The sequence below is a fragment of the uncultured Acetobacteroides sp. genome (assembly GCF_963667355.2).
Taxonomy (GTDB): Bacteria; Bacteroidota; Bacteroidia; order Bacteroidales; family ZOR0009; genus Acetobacteroides.
The window spans coordinates 3,899,432-3,919,776 of record NZ_OY763328.2 but is presented as its reverse complement, the minus strand read 5'-3'; the positions used below and the strand labels follow the sequence as shown (position 1 = coordinate 3,919,776).

Sequence of the window (20,345 nt, the reverse complement as noted above, 5' to 3'; positions counted from 1 at the left end):
ATGAACCCAAGAGAAGTTGAACAATACCCTACCGAGCAGAGCCTCGACGTAAAGAAATATGTAAACATGGTTATTCGGAACTGGTACTGGTTTGCCACCTCATTGGCAATCTGCCTAGCCGTAGCTTACGCCATAACCTTTACAACCAAGCCTGTTTACCAGGTAAACTCCACCATCCTTATCCGCGACGATAAGAATAGGACAACAACCGGCGCCGAAGCGCTGCTTACCGAGCTTAGCTTGGTAAACAACACCAAAAGCATTCAAAACGAAATTGGCATCCTTAAATCGTACTCTTTAGCCAGCAGCACCATCAACGAGCTGAGCGATTTCCACACCTCCATAGCGCTTCAAGGCCGGGGAGGCGTTCGCTCCCATATCCTTTATAAGGATGCGCCATTCCTCATCCAGTTTACCAAACGCAAGCGCAACCCAATAGAGCGCCCTCTTGAAATCGAATTTGTGAGCAACGACAAATATACGGTCAGTGATAACGGTAGTGAAGCTACCCCTCCCAAAAAGTTCTTCGAGGAGGTTAGCGTTGGCAGCTTTTCGTTCAGGCTCATTCCTACAAGCACCTCCCCCACTAGCTTCATCGGGAGAACAATAACCGTTACCCGAAACGACCTAAACAAGCTGGCCAACTTCTACCGAAATAATATAAAAGTTGATCTAGTCGATAAGAATGCTTCGCTTATAGCTCTCTCGTCCACGGGCAACTCCGCCGAGCAGGAGGCCGACTACCTCAATAAAATGGTGGAAGTGTACATCCGTCAACAGCTCAACGAGAAGAACCAAATCGCCAAGAATACAATCGACTTCATCGACGGCCAACTTTTTGGCATGAAAGACTCCTTGAATAAAGCGGAATCCAATCTAAAAAGCTTTAGAACGACGAATAAGATTCTTGACATCAGCAAGGAATCCGACATCCTGCTAGACATGCTTAAGGAGCAGCAAAGCACCAAGGCCGAAATCGACATCAACCAAAGGTACTACGCCTACCTCAAGAACTACCTTACCAAAAGAGAGAACTTCTCCGACATTGTTGCACCCTACACCCTTGGCATAAACGACCTACAGCTCAACACCATTCTTAACGAGCTCTCCGCCATTTCTGCCGAACGCGACAACCTGAAGCTAAGCGTTAAGGAGAACAACCCGGCAATGCTTCAGGTAAACCGGAAGCTCAACAGGGCTAAGGAATCATTAATGGAAAAGGTCAACAGCCTTATCGTCACCAATAAAATGACAAAGGAGGATATTGACAAGCAAATGAACCAGCTAGAATCGAGAATTTCAACACTGCCAAGCAGCGAACAGCTGCTTATAAACAAAACAAAGCTGTACGATTTGCTTAGCAAGACCTACACCTATCTGCTCGAAAAGAAGTCGGAAGCATCCATTGCAAAAGCATCCAACATATCCGACTGTAAGGTTGTCGATCCTGCAATGCCGATTAATTCGGTGCTAAAGCAGCCCAAACCGCTCATGAACTATACGCTCGGGTTCATTCTGGGGCTACTTATACCCTTTATAGTTATAATACTTCGCGATTACTTCGACGATAAGATTCGCACCATTAAGGAGGTTACCGATAGCCTATCTGACATTTCGATGCTCGCCACCCTCAACCATTCGGCAGTAACCACCGAACTACCGGTAGTTGAACGGCCAAAGTCCCATATTTCCGAATCGTTTAGGGAGCTTCGAACAAACCTTAACTATGTAATAGCAGAAGGAAAGAGCAAAATCATCATGGTAACTTCGCTGATAAGCGGAGAAGGAAAAACATTCTGCGCCTGCAACCTATCGGCAATATATGCGGCATCAGGAAAAAGAACGCTCCTAGTTGGGCTAGACATCCGCAAGCCTAAAGTTCAAGCGATCTTTGAAATTACAAGCCATAAAGGAATGAGCACCTACCTGAGCAACCATGCCTATTTTGAGGAAACCATAAGCCCAACAACAATCCCGAATCTTTGGATTGCCGTATCGGGACCAATCCCCCCAAATCCATCCGAGCTTATTGGATCTCCAAGAATGAAAGAATTCCTAGAAGAAGCCCAAAAGCATTACGATTGCATAATTATAGATACCCCTCCAATTGGTATTGTATCCGATGCTCGTATTATTTTCAATTTGGTTGATCTTGTACTGTTTGTTACTCGAATGGGGGTATCACCTAAAGATGTTGTTGAGTACTGCAAAGATCTCCACCTATCACTTAAGAATAAGCTCGCTATGACCATCAACGACTTTGACTCAAAGTTAGGTTATGGTTACTATTCAAAGTATCGCAACTACTACAGGAAAGAGTACAATAAGCACGACTACTACGAAAACTAAACCTTAATTACGCTATAAAGAAAGCCCAGCAAATCGGTTGTTTGCTGGGCTTTTCTTTCTCTTATGTTTTATGATGAAGGTGAATCATCAGCACTACTCAACCATGCAGCATATTCCTATTCCACGTCCTTTCGCAACATTACATGTAAGCCAATCGTGCAGATCCCTTATGAATTTTGGAAACACAAAAGAAGCAACCCTACGCTAATGGCTGATATGCAACTGATAATAGCTGCTGGGTAGTAATCTCTCAAAGATTGAATTAGCTCCATTTGCAATACGGGGTATTGTCCATAATAGAACAGCAACTGAAAAGTAGTATCTTATTCAGCCCCTAATCACACACAATAAGATGGAATAGTAAGGAAAGACTCCATTCAACTACTCGGTACTTCTGCCGTTTAGAACACCTTCAACTTTGCTGTCTAAACATTCGTAGCATGAGTTATTGCTAATGAATTCGGGCACAATCTCCTTCATTATTCTCACAACATCCATCTTATTGCCACTAATGGCTTCTTGTATAAGATTGTTTATCATTGGCTCCAGCTTATCAAATGGCATAACGCTAACCTTAGCCATCATTATCTTATTATTAATGGTAGGATGGTTATTTTCATCGGCCGTAAGCAATTCCTCGTAGAGTTTTTCGCCTGGTCGCAAACCCGTCTCAACAATTTTAATGTCCTCATGAGGTATTAATCCCGCCAGCCTTATCATCTTCTCCGCTAGATCATAAATCTTAACAGGCTTGCCCATATCGAAGATGAATATCTCCCCTCCCATGCTCATTGCACCTGCTTCGAGAACCAGCTGGCAAGCCTCTGGAATTGTCATAAAGAACCTAATAATCTCTTTATGCGTAAGCGTAATCGGACCTCCTTTAGCAATTTGCTTTTTAAACAAAGGAACAACCGAACCATTAGACCCCAGCACATTACCAAATCGGGTTGTTACCATTTGCGTAAGCCCCCCTTCACGCCTATGCTTAAGGAATAGTGCGTTTATGTACTGCTCCGCAATCCGCTTAGATGCCCCCATAACATTTGTAGGATTCACCGCCTTATCTGTAGAAACCATAACCATCTTCTTTACATTGAAGGCTAGGCATAGATTTGCAACATTTTTCGACCCAAAAACATTAGCAAGAATAGCCTCCTCTGGAAAATCTTCCATGAGAGGTACATGCTTATAGGCAGCGGCATGAAACACAACATCTGGCCGATATTGCTCTAAGACACGCTTGAGCTTTGAGTAGTTTCGAACATCCCCTACTACAAAATCAATTTTCCTATGTGGAAATGCCTCCTTAATTTCAAGAGAAAAATCGTGTAAGCAACTTTCCGCAACATCGAGCACAACAATACGACAATTAATGCGGCATAGCTGCCGAACAATTTCACTTCCAATAGACCCGACCCCTCCTGTAACAAGAATGGTTCGATTACTCAGGAATGCATCAACTAAGACATTCTCATGCTTTATTACAGCTCGGTTCAACAGCTCGTCTATTTGAATATTATGCACATTACTCGAAAGATCAATCTTACCATTGTAAGAGTTCACCTCCGAAACCACCATTTTGATGTGATTTGCCAAACAATCGTCGCATAGCCCACCTAGCCGTTTTATATCATTACGCAAGATCAACAGCGTATTCGCTTTAAACCTCCTAGCAATCTCTCCAATATTATGGTTATAGCCAATAATTGGAATATTTGCGATTCGCTTCCCCGATAATTTACCCGAAAGATCAAGTAACCCAACAGGAAGATAATAGCTAGTATCTACAGGAAGTAACTTGGCAAGATCAAGATTATCATCCTGACCAATCAGCATGATTGTGCGTATTTGGCAACACCGAGACGAATGGGTACGAACATATACAACTCGCACGATTGTTCTAAATGCAAATAACGTTAGGAAAGTAGAAGCAGACCAGAATTCAACAATCCCAGTAGAGACGCGAAAGTTGCTATCTAAAACCCTGGTATTAAATGCAACCAAATTTACAATTACACTCGAAGCAACAACCATAACAATCAACCGGGTAAAATCCTTCGATCCTGAATACCGAATGATGCCAGTAAAGGTCCTAAACGCTAGAATGCAAAATGCAAAAGATACAATATAAAGCGCCGCTAACCACTTAAAGCTGGAATTAAGCGAAAAATCGTTGAAGACAATTTGCCAAACAAGCGTTGAAATAAAAAAGGATATTGAAACTAATGCGATATCAATAGCAAACACCCCCCATTTGGGCATGTAACTTTTCTCTAGTAATCGATTAATCCATTCTGAGAACTTGGCATCTTGCATATACATAGCAAAGTCAATTAATCAAAGATTGTAGAATTTACTTATTGGTAGTTGAACCGTAGAACTGCCTACAGATAAAGACTGTTCTAGTCTTACATATAAAGTATAAACAAGAACAAAGAGGGGAAAGGCGATTATACACTGTTCTTTATTTGATTTTAAATCTTTTTTAACACCCCATACTATTGGGTATGTATACATAAAGACAACTCCTTAGCAAATAAAAAGGAGTCGAACGAATAACCGTTCGACCCCTCCTATTCAAAATGCCTTAATAAATGGATTATAGTCCTAAGACAACCCCAATCTTTTCTATAACATACTGTAATTGCTCATCGCTCATATTACTACCTGAAGGTAAACAAAGACCATTTTTAAATAATCTCTCGGATGTTCCATTCCCATAGAATGGACAATCAGCAAAAACAGGTTGCATGTGCATTGGCTTCCAAAGCGGACGGCTTTCGATATTCTCCTCCTGTAGAGCCTGCCTTATATCCTCACGCGTAACCCCGCACTTTTCAGGATCAATTTGTACAACTGTAAGCCAGTGATTCGAAAAGTATTTCTCATTTGGTTCGCTAAGGAATTCAACTCCAGTACCATTAATAGCTTTTCTATAGATAGAATTAATCTCCCTACGACGGGCAACACGATCGTTAAGTACGAGCATCTGACCTCTTCCTATCCCAGCAACGATATTGCTCATACGGTAGTTGTAACCAATTTGGGAATGCTCGTAGTGAGGAGCATTATCGCGAGCTTGAGTAGAAAGAAATCGAGCCTGCTTAATAAACTCTTCAGATTTAGATACTAGAGCACCACCACCCGATGTGGTAATTATCTTATTCCCATTAAACGATAGGACCCCCATTACTCCAAAGGTTCCACAAGTCTCTCCATTATACCTCGATCCTAACGCTTCGGCAGCATCCTCAATAACAGGAATATCATATTTATTTGCAATGACCATTACCTCGTCTACCTTATAGGGCATACCGTAGAGGTGTACTGCAATTATTGCCTTAGGCTTTTTGCCAGTAACGCGAATCCTGTCCTTAATCGCTCGTTCCAACTCTAAGGGGCAAATGTTCCATGTCTCCGATTCGCTATCAACAAAAACGGGGTTTGCTCCTAAATAGGAAATTGGATTAGCTGAAGCCGAAAAAGTCATGCTTTGGCAAATAACCTCATCACCAGCATCTACTTTCAACATAATCATAGCAAGATGCAGAGCAGCAGTGCCGGCACTCAACGCCGCAACAGAAATCTTATTATGGCTGTTGGCTAAGTATTTTGTCAGATCGTGCTCAAACCCATCAACGTTAGCACCCAATGGTGCAACCCAGTTGGTTTCAAATGCTTCGTGAATGTACGGTAACTCTTTCCCGCTCATGTGAGGGGATGAAAGCCAGATTTTGGTTTTTTTTTTCATTATGCTTTTGTATTGATTTCAACCATAAAATCACATTTTGAAAAAGCAGCCCCTTCTACATAGTTGAAATTACAAGCATCAGTCTCATTCCCATGCAACCAATCAACTATTGCCTTGGGTAAATTCACACCTGCCTCATGTGAAAATGGATATCCACCACCAAACCTAGGATTTAACTCTAAAACATAATAGCAACCATCTTGCTCAATGATATCACAATCAATATTTGCAATATGTTTTGTAGAATTTGCAATACGCTGACCAACTTTAAATATATGCTGATCTTTTACTGTAACAGCCTTATCTGTCTCACCAGATCTCATTGCTATTTTCTTCTTAATCACTACAGATTGGAAATTACCGTTAAAATCATTAATAATATCTAACCCATATTCTTTACCATTAATTTTTTGCTGAATAATGATATTATCATCACAGTTTGAAACCTTTGACAACATTGTTCTTTGTATTTTACTTTTTAGAAGCGCATAAGAAAGACAAAGTTCCTCTTCGTTATAAACAAATTCAACACCAATAGATCCGGATCCCCATCTAGGTTTCACAACAAGAGGATACTTTATATCACCATTATTTACAGCGACTAATACCTGATCTATGGTAAGATATGTTTTAGGGTATAATAAACCTATAGATTCAATATATTGTGAGGTCTTATATTTATCAAAGCATATATCTATTATATCATAATCAGAGACAATTACACTAACCCCTATATCAGTAAATTCACTTTTTCTTTTAGATAAAATTGGAAGTTCTAAATCATTAAGAGAAATGACAGCATCAACCTGATGTTTTATACAAACATCAAGTAACTTATCCACATAATCATCACTGAATACAGATGGCATTATCTCTACAACATCAGCAACATTTAATGATGGAGCAGTCATATCCATATCAGTAGCAATTATTTTATCATTTTCATCAAGAACTTCTCTAAAATATAAGAGTAAGTATCTGCGCCTACCAGCACAAGAAAAAAGCACATTCATTAGGATTACTTTAAAAAATTAAACAAACCACCAGTATGCCAAAAAATAACATTACCTGAGATTTTTTTTTTCCCTATTTCTAAAATCATACCATAAAAAGCTTTACCTGAATATGTCGAATCAAAGATTATACCTGTTCGTCTAATTATTTCTTGTATCGAATCATCTAATTGTATTGAAGAAAATTCATAACCTCCACATAAATAATCATCTAAAACATGAATTTCAGACTGATTATTAGTATCGAGATGTTTTCTCAGATTTTGGCAAAAAGAAGATACAATTTTAATGGCCATAGATGATTTTCTAGCCACAGAGATACCAACAGTTGTTACCTTTAAATTATTTTTTTCTAATCCGACTATTATACCCGCTTGGGTAGATCCTGTACCACTTGCTAAAAATATATAATCGGCAGTCAAATCTGTGCTACTCATATATTCTTTCAAATCGGAAACTGCATCAACATAAGCAAGACCACCAGGCAAATCATGCCCACCACCTGTTATATAGAGTGGATTCATACCCAACTCTCGATATTTACTTATCGCCGCATCCATTGCATCAGCAATTTCATGGACATCAACAAATTGACATGACGCTCCTGCAAGTTGTGTTATTCTGTTATTCCCATTTTCGTTAACAAAGCGTTCTTTTGAGCCATGAAAAACTATATGGCATTTCCATCCTTCTTCAGCACACATCAAAGCCATTGCCCTACAATGATTAGATTGTATCCCTCCTGTAGTAACTATGCTATCATACCCATTCTCTAACATGTAAGACTTATAATAAGTAGCTTTTCTAGCTTTATTACCTCCATATAAATATGGATATAAATCATCTCTTACTATCGTAACTATAGCATCATTAATAAGAATTTTTTTATCGTGTATTACAATCATAACAACTCAAATGAAAGCATTCCATAATAATTCCTATCTATATATTTCCCATCTCTGCAAACCTCCTGCCTCATCACCCCTTCCAAAACAAATCCAATACTTAGATATAAATTATTTGCTAATACATTATTAGAATCAGTAAAAAGATAGACCTTATTCAATGACAGTTGATAAAATGCATATTTGCATAATAATTTTACAGCCTTTTTTCCATACCCAAGACTCTGCATATCTGGATTTACAAATACATATAACTCGGCCTTAGAAACGTTTTTATTTATATTAGTTAAACCACCCATTACCACATTTTTTTCATTATGAAAAAAAGTGAAATCACATCTATTATTGTCATTTTTTATTAGATTAAACCAGTTGATTGTAGCATCCATTTTAACAGGAACATCATAATGCATATAATTATATATAGATGGATTATTCATCCAAGATACTCTGTCGTGTAAATGTGAAGTTTCTAGTCGAATCATTTTCATTTTCTTTCAATATTTAATGGTTTATATTTATGACTTGGTACAACAACTACATCTTTTCTTTTTATAACATTTACGATCGTTTTAAATAAAATATACAAATCTAGTTTTAGATTGCAATTTTCTACGTAATAAACATCCAATGCCAGTCTATCATTCCAACATAAATTATTCCTTCCACTAATTTGAGATAAACCTGTTATTCCTGGTCTAATTTCATGACGTTTCTTTTCCTCTATAGTGTAAAAAGAAAGATATTCCACTAGCAGCGGCCTTGGACCTATGAGGCTCATATCGCCTTTTAACACATTTATCAATTGAGGAAGTTCATCAATTGACAACTTTCGGACTATTTTACCTATGGTTGTTAATCGCAATTCATCGGGCAATAAGTTTCCCCACCTATCCTTTTTATCATTCATAGTTTTAAATTTTATAATTTTAAATAATTTTTCGTATTTACCTGGACGCATCTGAAAAAAGAAGGAAGTGCCATTATTTGCAATTAGTAAGCACAATGTAACTGGTATAGTTACAACTAATGAAAGTAAAAGTACCAATACTGATACTACAATATCGAGTAATCGCTTTATAAAACTACGATATAGCTTCATCTAATTTTGAAATAATGGTTTGATATGCAGTGCTAGTTCTAAGATAATTTTGATAATAAATTTTACCAGCATTGCCCATTTCATTAAGCATTTTAACGTTATTTTTTATTTTTGTAATATTTTCTACAAATCCATCAATATCCCCCATAAGAGAACAAAGTCCACAATTTGCATTGCCAATTATTTGATTATAATCTGTAGCCTTATCTATTGCAGCCAATATTGGTTTCCCCATAGCCATATACGTAACCGTTTTTGAAGGAATATTGGGTATGGTAAACTTATCATGAAGTGTAATTAGTCCGACATTGGATATAGCTAGTAGTTTATTATATTCCTCTTTAGGTAAAAAGTCGAATAATTTAACATTGCTCAATTTTAAATCATTAATCATTTTAAACAATCGATTTTTCTCTGATCCATAACCAACAATTAAGAAAACAATATCATTATTATTTCTAAGTTTATTAGCCACTTCTATAACAAATTCAAGTTTTTGAGGAAGTCCAATATTGCCTCCAAAAATTGCTACAAACTTTCCATTAAAACCATATTTTTCTTTATTCATATCGTCAACTTTAATTGACTCTTCATTATATGTCATCCAATTGGGTAGTAGATGTAATTTTTTTACATTTATTTCTGGATTATGAGTTTTTACATAGTCAATATTCCCTTGCGACATGCATCCTATTTGATCGGAAATTGAGTATATATATTTCTCTTTTTTGCGGAAGTAGGAGATTAGCAGAGAATTCCTTAACAATCCTAAATCAACCGCATTTTGAGGAAATATATCGCGAAGAATTAGGTACGTTTTAGCCTTCCACTCTTTTTTAAGCGTATTTGCAAGTGTACAGAATGTTATAGGAGGCGTTGGCATTATAATCAAATCGAAAGATTGTTTGATATATTTCTTGATAATCCTTTTAAAAATATATGGTAATGAAATGTTAGCTATACCTTTAAGAATTGAATTAACGCCAAACAGTGGCATTGTTTTAATACGAAGTACGTTTACCCCACCTTCGCAGTATAGCCCTGTTTTTCTACCATCACGCGTTGGTGCTGCTACAACAACATCATGTCCATTTACAACAAACTCTTTGACAATATCTGTGTAAAGATTCGTAGTATTCTTTACGTCAGAATACGAGAGCATTAAAAAGAACACTTTCATTCTATTCACTCCAAACTACTCGTTTAATATAATCGGTATACGATATAATTATCCTAAGCACCTTATCCGACACGTTTGGCATTGAGTAATCTGCTACTGTCCGGAAGTTACGCTCTTCTATATTTTGATGCTGCAATTGAACCAATCCCTGAAGTACTCTTTCGGGATTTAGTCCTACCATTATTACAGATGCCTCTTCCATTGCTTCAGGACGCTCGTGAGCCTCTCTAATATTCAAGGCTCTAAAGTTGAGTATAGAAGATTCCTCTGAAATCGTTCCACTATCAGAAAGAACTGCTGCTGCATTCATTTGTAGCGAAATATAATCGCTTAGCGCCATAGGCTTCATGAGCTTCACGTTTTTATGAAACTGCACCCCATGTTTCTCAATCATCTTGCGAGTACGAGGATGGGTAGAAACAATAATAGGAAAGCCATATTTTTCTGCTACCGTATTGAGCACCTCTACGAAATTAAAGAAGTTCTTTTCTGATGCAATATTTTCTTCTCTATGCGCTGAAACTACAAAGTATTCGCCTTTTGTTAGGCTTAAGGCCGAAAGAATGGTAGACTTTTCGATCTTAGGCATGTAGTTCATAAGCACCTCATACATTGGACTGCCAGTCTTGACTATTCTATCAGGCCTTAATCCTTCTGCTAAAAGATATTCTCTAGCAATATCGCTGTAGGTAAGATTAATGTCCGAAATGTGGTCTACAATCTTTCTATTGGTTTCCTCAGGCACCCGCTGGTCGAAGCAACGATTTCCTGCTTCCATGTGGAAGATGGGAATATGGCGTTTTTTTGCAGCAATAGCGCATAGGCAAGAGTTGGTATCACCTAATACCAGAAATGCATCAGGTTTCTCTTTTTCGAGTATTGGGTCAATATTAATCAGGATTTGACCTGCCGTTTCTGTAGCATTTCTACCTGCAGCGTTTAAGAAATAATCGGGTTTCCTTAGTTCCAAATCTTCAAAAAATACCTCGTTCAACTCATAATCGTAGTTTTGTCCGGTATGAACAAGTACATGCTCAATTGCCTCCGATTGATCGAGTTTTTGTAATACGCACGAGAGGCGAATTATCTCGGGGCGTGTGCCAACTACGGTTAGTACTTTTAATTTCTTCATGGTATTGTTTCACGGAGTTACACAGTGGCAAACACAGGATAGCACAATGATTTTATAAGATAAATCGTTTATTCCACTGTGTCACTCTGTGTAAAATACGGTGTAACACTGTGAAATATTTTTTTAGGCTTTTAGCCTAAAGATTATGAGTAACCCTTACTTGCATTTTGATATCTTCATATAGATAAAAATCTGCGGTTTGCACACCTCTATTGATTAACTTACGCCTTTCGGGGTATTGTTTCACGGAGTCACACAGTGGCAAGCACAGGGTAGCGCAATGTTCTTATAAGACAAATCGTTTAATTCCGTTCTTGAGGCTTTTGACGTTGAAGTTTATCAGCAATCCATGCCTGATTCTTGACAACTTCATATAGGTGAGAATCTGTGCTTGATGTACATCCGTAAACTGATCTACAGTTTTCAATTCTACTATTACTCTATTTTCAACAAGCAAATCAATTCTATAACCACAATCTAACTTTACCTCCTCATAGACTAATGGCTGTGGCTTTTCTGACTCAACGTTGAAACCCTTTTTCTTTAACTCATAGCACAAACATACCTGGTAGGCTGATTCTAAAAGACCAGGACCTAAAGCTGTTTGAACCTTAAATGCAGAGTCGAGAATCTCGTGAGTTAAATCATTTATTTCCATATGATGATAGTTTCACAGAGTACCATAGTGTAAATCACAAAGTATCTCAGAGTATATTTTTAAAGTCAAAAAAATGCACCTAACTCTATGAAAACCTAAGTAATACTTTCACATAGCACCAAACACATAACACCTGAGTGTACAATCACATAGTCTTACAAAACTTCGAAAAACTCAGTGAAACACAGTGTCAAACTCCGAGTTACTCTGTGAAACCATGCAACTTATACCACTTCAAAAAAAGTATCTCCATCCTCCGCATTATACCACTCATTAATCCAAAACTGCGTATAGAGTTCATCGTCCCCGATATTGGTAATGTTATGCGTATACCAAATAGGCATATCTACATATGAGGGGTCCCTGCCATCTAAATAGAAATCCAGAACTTCGTTGGTTCCAATCTTCCGCAACTGAATACATGCTTTACCCTTGATTACTGTAAACCTTTCGATTTTGCGGGTATGGTAGTGATTTCCTCTTGTAATACAAGGTACGGTAGTAGAGAATGAAACCTGCCCACCTACTCCAACCTTAACCGTTTCTACAAATACTCCGCGTACATCTGTATGCTGTTCCAACTTTACCGGAAAGTGATTTGCATTGTCTATGTAGCTGCGAAACGTGTTGAATAGGTTTACATCATTTCGATCATCAAGAACAGGGATGATCCCCTTTTCAAAATACTGCTCCCTATAAACATTGAGTTTACCCAATATCTCGCTAACCTTACACTCAAAATCATGCGAAACCAAACTCCGTGTAACCCTGTGCCCAAATCCGTGCAACTCTATGATATTTGCTATTATATTCTCACAAAGCGTTCCAACATAAATCAACTTCACACTCCCATCAACATCAATTCTAGGTTGTTCACCATGCGTTAGCTGGTGGCAAAATGTTGCTATAAAAGAGTTGTAGTATGGTCTACCAAAAGGACCAAATACGTTTGGTATAACCAATCCTGTAAAGCAAGCATTGTTGCATGTTGCCCATTGTTCAAGCAATTCACGTCCTTCTCGTTTTGACTTTCCATAAAGGTTATCTCTCTCTTCCTGTGTAGAAGATGAAAAAAGGACATGTGGAGTAACTTTTTCTGCCTCCATTGCGCTAATTAGCAACTTTACAAGGTTAATGTTGGTGTCGTATATAACTTGTGGATCTTCATGCCGATTCATAGCAGCTAGATGCACAATTACATCGCAGCTGCTAACAAATTGTCTTAGCAACTCCTCATTGTCAAAGAAGCAATCCTCGAAAGAAATACGTTCTATATCATCATGCAAGCCTAAGTGGTTAAATAGATGCGTACCTACAAAACCTGTTTGTCCTGTTATTCCAACCTTAATCATTTCTATTCATATTTCGACCAGTCAATCCACAAATCTTTGTCGTATCGCCAACTATCACCAGTTGCATCCGAGAGTGTTTTGTTGGAGAAAACTATAAGAATACTGTCGGGCTCGTTGGCCTTTATTCCAGAGGCAAATCCTTCTGGTAGGCAGATTACCTCGCTTTTTGCATCGGAAAGCATAAAGATAGAGGGCTGCAAGAACTCCGAAGGATTCTCCCAGTTATCAATCTTAACAAACGCCATGATAAACGAACCTTTAACTGCAAAAAAGTACTTCTTCTCAAATTGGTGGCCATGCCATGCTCTAATTACGGAGGTATCGTTTTGATATATGACATAGAAACGCTTAATATCGTTCATATCAAAACCATTTGCATGACTTATTGAACCACGCTCATCTACCGAAATACCACCTTCTATTATTTTTATTTCATCCATTTCATTTCACAGTGTTCCATGGTGTTTAATTTCACGGAGTATGACAGTGGTAAATTATAAAATGCACTTAACATTATACTCAGAGAAACAATGTGCTAACCCTGCGTAACTCTGTGTAACAAAATTATCCAACGTAACTCTGTGAAGCAATTATTGGCTGAGGTAGACCTAGGTCGTGACGTATAAAATCCAACTTAAGCAGCATCTCCTTAGTTCCCTCCACATCTAGGCGATGAGTATTATGCGAATGGTAATCCTCAATTGCAGCAACATCCTCTACCCCCTCACTAAAATATCGCTCATAGTTTAGATCTCGATTATCAGCAGGGATTCTGTAATACCCCCCCATATCGATAGCCTTAATCATCTCTTCTCGGTTAACCAGCGTTTCGTACAGTTTCTCTCCATGCCGGGTACCAATTACCCTTGCCCCAACCTTAGAACCATAAAGGTCAAGTAACGCCTTTGCCAAATCGCCTATAGTTGAAGCAGGAGCCTTTTGTACGAAAAGATCGCCACTAACCCCATGGGTAAAGGCATATATAACTAAATCGACAGCATCATCGAGCGACATCAGGAATCTTGTCATGTTAGGATCGGTAATAGTTAACTCCTTACCGGCTTTCATCTGCTCAATAAAAAGAGGGATAACCGAACCACGCGAACCCATAACGTTACCATAGCGAGTTCTACAAATAACTGTTCCTGGGTTATCTCCTAAGTTTCGAGCTTTTGCAACGGCAATTTTTTCCATCATTGCCTTGGAGATTCCCATTGCATTTATTGGGTAGCAAGCTTTATCGGTACTAAGCACAACAACACGCTTAACACCATGCTCAATGGCAGAGGTAAGCACATTTTCTGTTCCAAGCACGTTGGTTTGTACAGCCTGCTCCGGAAAAAACTCACACGAAGGCACCTGCTTAAGGGCGGCAGCATGAAATATGAAATCGACTCCATCCATTACTCCATCTACGCTGCGCTTATCGCGCACATCGCCAATGTAGAATTTCACCTTAGGATTGTTTAGCCGATGGCGCATATCATCCTGCTTCTTCTCATCGCGCGAAAAGATACATATCTCCTTTATATCGGTATCAAGGAACCGATTCAAAACTGCATTACCGAAGGATCCTGTACCTCCAGTAATCATTAAAGTTTTATTTTTAAACATCATTCAAATCATGTAAAAACCAAATTTCACGTATAATCTAATTTAAAATATCATTGCTCATACAACATTATTTTCTTTTAATAAATCTACTATTTTTTTACATTGAATTATCGGATTTTTATTATTTTCAATAAATTCTCGTGCCAAATTGCATATATTTAGCCTATCATTATAATCCATTTCGCACACTTTTAACAACGTATTTTTTAGTTCTAATGATGTATTATCTAATGGTGTAAATATAAATTGATAATATTCGTCAGGTATTCCATCTAATTTATATGCTACAACAGGACAATTTGAAGATAAATATTCCATAATTTTTGATGGAAATGAATATTTTGTATACTCTCCAATATTTTGTCTTGGATTAATTAAAACTGCAGCTTCAGATTGTAATTGACAAACTCTATCTTTTCCTAAATACCCCCAATAACGAATTCTTGAATTATTATCACATTCTTTCACAATTTGTTGAACATAATCACCCGACCCGCAAAACCAAAGTTCATATCTATTATCGCATATTAAATTAAATGCTTCTATCAGAATGTCTATTCCGTATACTTTAAATAAAGCGCCACAATATAAAATTACTTTTTTACCACTATTTAAACGATTCACGCAACTTACACTTTTTCTACTATGAGTAGAAAACCCCTCAATTATTACACTTCTATTTTTATCTATATTTAAAACATCCCGCATTTGTTCAGTCAATAATGCAAAATAATTAATACTATGCAAATATTCCAATTTCTTTTTACCTTGTCTATATTTTAAATATGCTTTTATTCTCGTTTCAGTATAATTATACCCATATTGATTTGGCAAATCTGCAATAATAGTACAAGTGGTTGTATCTGGATATTTTCCTTTTATATTATGCAAAGCATATAAATAAGGATAAAGCAAATCATACATTACAATAAGTTTATTTTCATCTCGATTTTTTTTTATCCATTTTTTAATCTCTTGCTTAGCTTTGTGTTTTAATATATATTGTTTTATAATAGGTATATTAACAAACCCCAATTCTTTAATTTCAGAATTATTATAACTATATTTTTTATTTTTTATAAAAACATCTTTATAATAAAAAGGATAGCATCCTATAGGTAATAAATTGATATAATCAGCCTTCTCTTTAATATTTTCATTTAAACCAAGAAAAAAATTTCGTTGAAAGTTAATTATTGAATATTGTATACCATACTTACTTTTACTAAGCAATATGCTTTCAAAAGACTCAGTACAAAACGATCCTAAATATAAAACCTTCATAATTAAACATATTGTTTGATTTTCATAAAAACTCTCTTGGGAACAAACATTATTATGTTAGATACTTTTGAACCAAAAAGTAAGAGTATAAGAACATACACATAAACAACTAGCGTTAATTCCAAATCTAAACCAACAAGTTTCCCCCAATATGTTTTAAATATTTTGAATCCAAAAGATTTAGCATAACTTAAGTCTGTGTATGTTTTATAAGAATACATCTTACTAAAGGCATGTTTTAAATTTGTACCATTTTCATTATCAAACATAACAATAGTTTTAATTAATCCTTTATGAAATTCTAATTTAGAATAGAGTGATTTTCTATCTGCAAGGTGTTCATTTTTCTCACTAGATTCAGAAAGCCCAAAACCATTTACACCATCACCAATACAGTTAATTAATGGCACATCAATATATCCTGCACCATGCTTGTAAATTACATTTAAGAAAAGATATACCTGAAAATAATTAACATTAAAAAACTTCAAAGAGTCATACTGAACTATATAATTCCTTTCAAATATTAGACCGGAAAATAGAATAGAACAATATAAATATCGTTTTGCGTTTACTTCTGTTGCTTTAATTATTTCTACATTTTTATAAACCCTCCTGTATTCAGAAATAGAATTCAAATAGAATGGTGAAAATGCTAAACTATAATTATTTTTCATCACAGTTTCTATCGTCTTATCTAATGAATTTTCAATAAAGCAATCGTCATCACTTATAAATAATATATATTTTGCATTAGACAAACTAATAAGTTTTCCCAAATTCATATCATATCCCAAATTTGAAATATTCGAATTAAATATTAGATCACACTTATATTTCTGTTTATAATCTAAAACAATTTTTTCAATTTGATCCCTATGGGGAGATCTATCCTCACTTACTATTATTTCTATATCATCTACATATTTAACACAATCAATACTTTCAAGACAACGTTTTAATTCATTAGGCCGATTATACGACGTAATACATATTGACATCTGCTTCATATACCATTTATATTATAAAATAAATACTATACATTGTTCAAAACTATATAAGATCACATTACAATTTGTACATTTATTATTCACACAACAAGTAGATTAATATATATTATACCATACTACACAACAACAAAACATTACAAAATGTATCATTCATTTACATAGTCATTACTTTTAGAAACTCTATACAATATAACTTTTTTATTTTGTGATATAACACAATCTAAAAACCAAAATATAAAAAACAAAAATAAACTAATAATAATAAAATAATTTCCAGACCTAGTATATTGAACAAAATAAAAAACGCCTTGTGAATACACTTGCATGTACAAAAAATATAAAATAATTTTGTAAAACTCAATTACTTTCTTCACCATACCAAAATAAAAATAAAATATCAATCCAAGAAAAATTAATATAATAAAAGTATTTGTAAGATTAAAATTATAAATAAAACTCTTAAATAATGAACCAAAAACCCATGAACTTGTATCACCAATCACCCAACTATCCGATATAGAAACATCTTTCCCCAAAACAGATAATACAACTGGGAATGAACTACCATAATCAACTGGATAATTATGAATATTCATATACAAACAAAAGTTCGGGAGTGATTGACCTACATACGAAATGATTGAATAGTAAAAATCATAATTAAACCTACTTATTGAAATTAAAATAAACGGCATAGTTAAAACAATCACCAATATATAGAATATTCTTAAAATACTTTTTTTTCTACAAGGCTGCATAAATCCTTTGAAAAATAAGAAGCATAAACAAAATGATATAATCCAAAAAACTATTCCATCACGTCCAACATAAGATAGAACAAACAACACATTTGAGAATGACGAAACGAACAATAAAAAAGTTAATATTTTATACTTGTTAATTATATAAAAAACAAAAAAAAGTATAATTGCATAAATATATAGAGAAGCAGAAACAGCAGCCATAGAACTATAAACACTTTGTTTAACATATGTTTCAGATGCCAAATTGATTCTAGCATCACCTAAGTCCATTTCAAATATTTTTAGAACTATGGGTAGATGATATACAAGTGCATAAATAGAAATAAAAACAACAAATATCGACAATAACAATAAACACATCATATTGGGAAGAATCAATCTTTGCATTTTTGATTCGTCAAATAAATATATAGGAAATAACAAAATAAACAATAACAATACAAAGATCAAAATACCATACCAATATTCAACATTAAACATTTTAGATTGATCACTTATATATATATATATAAGTGAAAATAAAGCACTAATAAAATACAACAATATTAAAAATGACGATGATGTGTTTTGCCTATTTTTATTCACGAATGTTTTCACAAAAAAAATAAAGAGCAAAACAACCACTAGTAAATATTTAAACATTTTTTATTAGATAACAATTAAAAAAACATCAGAACAGCAATTTCACCAAAGTACTATAACATTTATACTAGAATAAATTAACGTTGTATACATACAAAACAATATATTAAAACACATCTAAAGTAAAATATAAATAATTTAAAAATGGCATCAAACTCCACACGCTCTAAAAGAGAAGTAAAAAAACAACTTTTAGCGCCTTCATTTTCCTCATAATCTTGATATTTGACAGACTGTATAATCATATCAACATCTAGTCCAATCGTAATGCCAAAGTAACTCTGACTCTAAAAATGATTTCCTTAATAGTTATTCTTTTCGATTCAAAAACAGTTTGAATATCTAAACGGTTCACTTATCTTTATCGTTCCCATGATCTATTAGATAGATAACTTCGGGGGAATTGAGCAAACCATGTGAATGTGAGATGGTTGAATATCAATCTCCTCGATTTCGACATTCTTCAACAGGCTTATTGCCCGTATAACATTTATACAAACACCCTTATAGTTCCTATCAGAACTCGAGACCCAAACATAGATGTAAAGACCACATGATAACTACACCTGTAGAACAAATGTGTCAACTTACTAAACTTGCATATGATTGTTTGTTTTCACAGAATACAAGTTAATGATTAATATATTTTTTTGGTATCACAATCGTCAAATACGTTGTTTTAGACAAAAAAAATACTATTATCTCTGAATTTCAATTCAACGAATTCGAACAATAAGTGTTGATTTTGTAATACATTCTCATAAAAACATATTTTGTCATAAAAAAAACAGACACCAATAATTTTCTTCTATTTCTCAATAGCATTAATCTCATTCCGTTTTTGATATTATTATGCTTAATAGCAATCAATTTAGAATATTTATAATTAGTTTCAATATTAAACATAGACAGCATATAATATATTTGACGATTAACAAACACAATTTTGTTTTTCATTTTAGAACTCATACTACCAGTATTTATAAAAAATCTATAGACTGCCATATTTCTATTGATAAAAAAAACATCTCCCATATTCATAGCCATTAATATCAACAATTGATCAGAACTATAAATCTGTTTAGACCAACTAGGAAAATTCAACCAATTACCATTTCTAATTACTATACTACAAGTTGGGATTATCCAATTATTTATTAATTCTTTTTCAGTAAGTATTCTTGACTTTTTAATTCTTGAAAAAATCTTTTTTCTATTATCGTCTAATAAAACTTCAGAATTATGACAGCATAAAAAACATGTACTATTCTCTTCTAAATATGATATTTGAATCTGCAATTTCATTGAATCTATCCAATAATCATCTCCTTCACAAAGTGCAATATATTTACCTTTTGCAGAATGTAAAACAGCCTCAAAATTTTGTTTCATACCTCTATTCTTATCGGGCAATTGAGCAACAATAATATTGGGATACTTCTCTGCATACTCTTTTACTATAACTCTAGTATTATCAGTACTACAATCTTCTCCAATAATAATTTCTATGGGAAAGTCTGTTTTTTGCATCAATACACCTTCAATTGCTTGTGCAATGTATGGTTCATGATTGTATGTAATCATAC

Annotated in this window: 18 protein-coding genes; 1 reads left to right on the top strand and 17 read right to left on the bottom strand. The window is 35.0% G+C overall.

Translation table 11 applies throughout. The features are described 5' to 3' along the window. Positions 1-2,349 carry a polysaccharide biosynthesis tyrosine autokinase gene (locus ACHZA1_RS16240; protein ID WP_320052910.1) on the top strand — a complete coding sequence of 783 codons (2,349 nt, stop codon included), beginning with the start codon at positions 1-3 and terminating at the stop codon, positions 2,347-2,349. Between the two features lie 381 nt (positions 2,350-2,730). On the opposite strand, the gene ACHZA1_RS16235 is transcribed toward ACHZA1_RS16240, so the two are convergent. The 17 genes from ACHZA1_RS16235 to ACHZA1_RS16155 all read right to left on the bottom strand — a co-directional run bounded on the left by ACHZA1_RS16235 (position 2,731) and on the right by ACHZA1_RS16155 (position 20,343). Beyond that, complete coding sequence (locus tag ACHZA1_RS16235) at positions 2,731-4,674, bottom strand: nucleoside-diphosphate sugar epimerase/dehydratase (RefSeq protein WP_320052909.1); 1,944 nt, start codon at positions 4,672-4,674, stop codon at positions 2,731-2,733. Between the two features lie 277 nt (positions 4,675-4,951). After that, positions 4,952-6,103, bottom strand: a complete 1,152-nt coding sequence (locus tag ACHZA1_RS16230) for a DegT/DnrJ/EryC1/StrS family aminotransferase (protein WP_320052908.1) — start codon at positions 6,101-6,103, stop codon at positions 4,952-4,954. Next, entirely contained in the window at positions 6,103-7,116 is a 1,014-nt protein-coding gene (locus ACHZA1_RS16225; RefSeq protein ID WP_320052907.1) for an ATP-grasp domain-containing protein, read from the bottom strand. Before ACHZA1_RS16225 ends, ACHZA1_RS16230 begins: the two co-directional genes overlap by 1 nt. A gap of 5 nt (positions 7,117-7,121) precedes the next feature. Then, complete coding sequence (locus ACHZA1_RS16220) at positions 7,122-8,021, bottom strand: pyridoxal-phosphate dependent enzyme (protein ID WP_320052906.1); 900 nt, start codon at positions 8,019-8,021, stop codon at positions 7,122-7,124. Then, entirely contained in the window at positions 8,018-8,512 is a 495-nt protein-coding gene (locus ACHZA1_RS16215; RefSeq protein ID WP_320052905.1) for a GNAT family protein, read from the bottom strand. Before ACHZA1_RS16215 ends, ACHZA1_RS16220 begins: the two co-directional genes overlap by 4 nt. Beyond that, positions 8,509-9,123 (bottom strand): sugar transferase, encoded by a 615-nt coding sequence (locus ACHZA1_RS16210; RefSeq protein WP_320052904.1) that lies wholly within the window; start codon positions 9,121-9,123, stop codon positions 8,509-8,511. The genes ACHZA1_RS16215 and ACHZA1_RS16210 overlap by 4 nt, the downstream gene beginning before the upstream one ends. Further along, entirely contained in the window at positions 9,107-10,303 is a 1,197-nt protein-coding gene (locus ACHZA1_RS16205) for a glycosyltransferase family 4 protein (protein WP_320054927.1), read from the bottom strand. Before ACHZA1_RS16205 ends, ACHZA1_RS16210 begins: the two co-directional genes overlap by 17 nt. A gap of 1 nt (position 10,304) precedes the next feature. Next, the gene (gene wecB / locus ACHZA1_RS16200; protein ID WP_320052903.1) at positions 10,305-11,435 is read right to left on the bottom strand and encodes a non-hydrolyzing UDP-N-acetylglucosamine 2-epimerase; all 1,131 of its coding nucleotides are present in this window, start codon (positions 11,433-11,435) and stop codon (positions 10,305-10,307) included. Positions 11,436-11,721: 286 nt separating this feature from the next. After that, the gene (locus tag ACHZA1_RS16195; protein WP_320052902.1) at positions 11,722-12,093 is read right to left on the bottom strand and encodes a GxxExxY protein; all 372 of its coding nucleotides are present in this window, start codon (positions 12,091-12,093) and stop codon (positions 11,722-11,724) included. A gap of 224 nt (positions 12,094-12,317) precedes the next feature. Then, a complete protein-coding gene (locus ACHZA1_RS16190; protein ID WP_320052901.1) occupies positions 12,318-13,445 on the bottom strand; it encodes an NAD-dependent epimerase/dehydratase family protein in 1,128 nt (375 codons plus the stop codon). A 2-nt stretch (positions 13,446-13,447) separates the two neighbouring features. Beyond that, complete coding sequence (locus ACHZA1_RS16185) at positions 13,448-13,885, bottom strand: WxcM-like domain-containing protein (RefSeq protein ID WP_320052900.1); 438 nt, start codon at positions 13,883-13,885, stop codon at positions 13,448-13,450. Positions 13,886-14,009: 124 nt separating this feature from the next. Continuing rightward, positions 14,010-15,059 carry a polysaccharide biosynthesis protein gene (locus ACHZA1_RS16180; protein WP_320054926.1) on the bottom strand — a complete coding sequence of 350 codons (1,050 nt, stop codon included), beginning with the start codon at positions 15,057-15,059 and terminating at the stop codon, positions 14,010-14,012. A 57-nt stretch (positions 15,060-15,116) separates the two neighbouring features. Continuing rightward, entirely contained in the window at positions 15,117-16,343 is a 1,227-nt protein-coding gene (locus ACHZA1_RS16175) for a glycosyltransferase (protein ID WP_320052899.1), read from the bottom strand. Positions 16,344-16,345: 2 nt separating this feature from the next. Further along, entirely contained in the window at positions 16,346-17,353 is a 1,008-nt protein-coding gene (locus ACHZA1_RS16170; protein WP_320052898.1) for a glycosyltransferase family 2 protein, read from the bottom strand. Between the two features lie 146 nt (positions 17,354-17,499). Next, a complete protein-coding gene (locus ACHZA1_RS16165) occupies positions 17,500-18,387 on the bottom strand; it encodes an O-antigen polymerase (RefSeq protein WP_320052897.1) in 888 nt (295 codons plus the stop codon). Positions 18,388-19,139: 752 nt separating this feature from the next. Next, positions 19,140-19,226, bottom strand: coding sequence for a hypothetical protein (locus tag ACHZA1_RS16160; protein ID WP_394701082.1), 87 nt, complete (start codon positions 19,224-19,226; stop codon positions 19,140-19,142). A 244-nt stretch (positions 19,227-19,470) separates the two neighbouring features. After that, entirely contained in the window at positions 19,471-20,343 is an 873-nt protein-coding gene (locus ACHZA1_RS16155) for a glycosyltransferase (RefSeq protein WP_320052896.1), read from the bottom strand. Positions 20,344-20,345 lie beyond the last annotated feature (2 nt).

Coding starts and splice junctions, on each gene's coding strand:
- ACHZA1_RS16170 (WP_320052898.1), bottom strand. CDS start 17,353: ATGAAGCAGATGTCAATATGTATTACGTCGTATAATCGGCCTAATGAA.
- ACHZA1_RS16195 (WP_320052902.1), bottom strand. CDS start 12,093: ATGGAAATAAATGATTTAACTCACGAGATTCTCGACTCTGCATTTAAG.
- ACHZA1_RS16215 (WP_320052905.1), bottom strand. CDS start 8,512: ATGAAAATGATTCGACTAGAAACTTCACATTTACACGACAGAGTATCT.
- ACHZA1_RS16225 (WP_320052907.1), bottom strand. CDS start 7,116: ATGAATGTGCTTTTTTCTTGTGCTGGTAGGCGCAGATACTTACTCTTA.
- wecB (WP_320052903.1), bottom strand. CDS start 11,435: ATGAAGAAATTAAAAGTACTAACCGTAGTTGGCACACGCCCCGAGATA.
- ACHZA1_RS16205 (WP_320054927.1), bottom strand. CDS start 10,303: ATGAAAGTGTTCTTTTTAATGCTCTCGTATTCTGACGTAAAGAATACT.
- ACHZA1_RS16230 (WP_320052908.1), bottom strand. CDS start 6,103: ATGAAAAAAAAAACCAAAATCTGGCTTTCATCCCCTCACATGAGCGGG.
- ACHZA1_RS16190 (WP_320052901.1), bottom strand. CDS start 13,445: ATGATTAAGGTTGGAATAACAGGACAAACAGGTTTTGTAGGTACGCAT.
- ACHZA1_RS16185 (WP_320052900.1), bottom strand. CDS start 13,885: ATGGATGAAATAAAAATAATAGAAGGTGGTATTTCGGTAGATGAGCGT.
- ACHZA1_RS16210 (WP_320052904.1), bottom strand. CDS start 9,123: ATGAAGCTATATCGTAGTTTTATAAAGCGATTACTCGATATTGTAGTA.
- ACHZA1_RS16155 (WP_320052896.1), bottom strand. CDS start 20,343: ATGATTACATACAATCATGAACCATACATTGCACAAGCAATTGAAGGT.
- ACHZA1_RS16235 (WP_320052909.1), bottom strand. CDS start 4,674: ATGTATATGCAAGATGCCAAGTTCTCAGAATGGATTAATCGATTACTA.
- ACHZA1_RS16220 (WP_320052906.1), bottom strand. CDS start 8,021: ATGATTGTAATACACGATAAAAAAATTCTTATTAATGATGCTATAGTT.
- ACHZA1_RS16240 (WP_320052910.1), top strand. CDS start 1: ATGAACCCAAGAGAAGTTGAACAATACCCTACCGAGCAGAGCCTCGAC.
- ACHZA1_RS16175 (WP_320052899.1), bottom strand. CDS start 16,343: ATGAAGGTTTTATATTTAGGATCGTTTTGTACTGAGTCTTTTGAAAGC.
- ACHZA1_RS16165 (WP_320052897.1), bottom strand. CDS start 18,387: ATGGACTTAGGTGATGCTAGAATCAATTTGGCATCTGAAACATATGTT.
- ACHZA1_RS16180 (WP_320054926.1), bottom strand. CDS start 15,059: ATGTTTAAAAATAAAACTTTAATGATTACTGGAGGTACAGGATCCTTC.